This window comes from Maribacter sp. PR1 (assembly GCF_028464145.1).
GTDB lineage: Bacteria > Bacteroidota > Bacteroidia > Flavobacteriales > Flavobacteriaceae > Maribacter.
This window is the reverse complement of the sequence record NZ_JAQPCG010000019.1, coordinates 1-3,058: the sequence shown is the minus strand read 5'-3', so window position 1 is coordinate 3,058 and position 3,058 is coordinate 1. Positions and strand designations below refer to the sequence as shown.

Here is a 3,058-nt window from a genome sequence, read left to right as displayed (position 1 = left end):
AAGTTCATTGACATATTGGAACAGGGAATACATTTGGTTTTTTGCCATTTGTATATACCTAAAAAGAAAGAAACACGAATCTTTATAATAAAGTAAAGAGTACGAATAGAATAGAATAGAACAAAAGGAAAGGCGACAAGCTGGAAAAGGGCGTATGGGGAATGCCTAGGCTCTCAGAGGCGACGAAGGACGTGATAAGCTGCGAAAAGCTGCGGGGATCGGCACACACGATATGATCCGCGGATATCCGAATGGGGCAACCCGGCATGTTGAAGACATGTCATGCGAAAGCAAGCAAACCCGGTGAACTGAAACATCTAAGTAGCCGGAGGAGGAGAAAACAAAAGTGATTCCGGTAGTAGCGGCGAGCGAAACCGGATTAGCCCAAACCGTTGTTGTTTCGGCAATAACGGGGTTGTAGGACCACGCTGTTCGATGTGCGATGAACTAGAACGCTTTGGAAAGAGCGGCCATAGACGGTGATAGCCCGGTATAGGCAAAGAGCATTCAGATAGTGGTATCCTGAGTAGTGCGGGGCACGTGAAACCCTGTATGAATCTGGCGGGACCATCCGCCAAGGCTAAATACTCCTGAGAGACCGATAGTGAACCAGTACCGTGAGGGAAAGGTGAAAAGAACCGTGAACAACGGAGTGAAATAGATCCTGAAACCATACGCTTACAAGCGGTCGGAGCCCTTCGGGGTGACGGCGTGCCTTTTGCATAATGAGCCTACGAGTTACTTTTACTGGCAAGGTTAAGTCCTTTAGGGACGGAGCCGTAGCGAAAGCGAGTCTTAATAGGGCGCTTTAGTCAGTAGTAGTAGACGCGAAACCGTGCGATCTACCCATGGGCAGGTTGAAGCTGTGGTAACACATAGTGGAGGACCGAACCCGTTGACGTTGAAAAGTCTTGGGATGACCTGTGGGTAGGGGTGAAAGGCCAATCAAGCTCGGAAATAGCTCGTACTCCCCGAAATGCATTTAGGTGCAGCGTGTTATTAGTTTCATAGAGGTAGAGCTACTGATTGGATGCGGGGGCTTCACCGCCTACCAATTCCTGACAAACTCCGAATGCTATGAAATGATGTAACGCAGTGAGGGCATGGGTGCTAAGGTCCATGTCCGAGAGGGAAAGAACCCGGACCATCGGCTAAGGTCCCCAAATATATGCTAAGTTGACAAAACGCGGTGGAACTGCATTGACAGCCAGGATGTTGGCTTGGAAGCAGCCATTCATTTAAAGAGTGCGTAACAGCTCACTGGTCGAGCGGTTCCGCATGGATAATGATCGGGCATAAGCATATTACCGAAGCCATGGCTTTGTATTTATACAAGGGGTAGGGGAGCATTGTAGTTGCGTTGAAGGTGTACCTGCGAGGGATGCTGGAGCGGCTACAAACGAAAATGTAGGCATAAGTAACGATAATGCGGGCGAGAAACCCGCACGCCGAAAGACCAAGGTTTCCCCAGCTATGCTAATCAGCTGGGGGTCAGTCGGGACCTAACGCGAACCCGAAAGGGGCAGTGGATGGACAACGGGTTAATATTCCCGTACCCGCCCGCGCTAAAAGTGACGGAGGCGAGAATTTGGTGCGTGCAGACGGAATTGCACGTTGAAGGGAGCGGTAACGCCCCGATAGTACACCGAGGCTACGGCCAAGGTGATAATCCAGAGTATCGACTTCCAAGAAAAGCAAGCGAGGCGGCCCGTACCGTAAACCGACACAGGTGGTCGGGATGAGTATTCTAAGGCGCTCGAGAGATTCATGGCTAAGGAACTAGGCAAAATAGACCCGTAACTTCGGGAGAAGGGTCGCCCCCTTATGGGGGGCCGCAGTGAAGAGGTCCAGGCGACTGTTTATCAAAAACACAGGGCTCTGCAAATTCGAGAGAAGAAGTATAGGGCCTGACACCTGCCCGGTGCCGGAAGGTTAAGGGGAGACGTCATTCCTTCGGGGAGAAGCGTTGAACTGAAGCCCCGGTAAACGGCGGCCGTAACTATAACGGTCCTAAGGTAGCGAAATTCCTTGTCGGGTAAGTTCCGACCTGCACGAATGGTGCAACGATCTGGACACTGTCTCGGCCATGAGCTCGGTGAAATTGTAGTATCGGTGAAGATGCCGGTTACCCGCAGTGGGACGAAAAGACCCCGTGCACCTTTACTATAGCTTCGTATTGACCTTGGTCAAACAATGTGTAGGATAGCTGGGAGGCTTTGAACCTGCGTCGCCAGGCGTGGGGGAGCCGTTGTTGAAATACCAGCCTTTGTTTGATCGGGGCCTAACCCTCTTTAGAGGGAACAGTGCGTGGTGGGTAGTTTGACTGGGGTGGTCGCCTCCAAAAGAGTAACGGAGGCTTCTAAAGGTGCCCTCAATACGGTTGGCAATCGTGTGTAGAGTGCAATGGCACAAGGGCGCTTGACTGAGAGACATACAGGTCGACCAGGTTGGAAACAAGAGCATAGTGATCCGGTGGTTCCGCATGGAAGGGCCATCGCTCAAAGGATAAAAGGTACGCCGGGGATAACAGGCTGATCTCCCCCAAGAGCTCATATCGACGGGGGGGTTTGGCACCTCGATGTCGGCTCGTCACATCCTGGGGCTGGAGAAGGTCCCAAGGGTTGGGCTGTTCGCCCATTAAAGTGGCACGCGAGCTGGGTTCAGAACGTCGTGAGACAGTTCGGTCTCTATCTACTGCGGGCGTTAGAAATTTGAGTGGAGCTGACCCTAGTACGAGAGGACCGGGTTGGACCGACCGCTGGTGCACCAGTTGTCCCGCCAGGGGCATCGCTGGGTAGCTATGTCGGGACGGGATAAGCGCTGAAAGCATATAAGCGCGAAACCCGCCACAAGATGAGATTTCTTTAAAGGGCCGTGGGAGATGACCACGTCGATAGGCCATAGGTGGAAGTGCAGCAATGTACGCAGCCGAGTGGTACTAATTGCCCGTCAGGCTTGCGCATAACGCCCCTTCCCGTCCTTGGACGGGAGGGAGCACTCCTTTTTTCTAAACTTTCTTTCCTCTTTGCAAAAGCATCGTGCTTCCTTTTTTTAAGGT

General features: G+C 52.1%; 1 rRNA gene. It reads left to right on the top strand.

Annotated elements, in window-relative coordinates:
* Positions 1–132: 132 nt before the first annotated feature.
* Positions 133–2,963 (top strand): 23S ribosomal RNA (locus PP182_RS20975).
* The last annotated feature ends 95 nt before the right edge of the window (positions 2,964–3,058 follow it).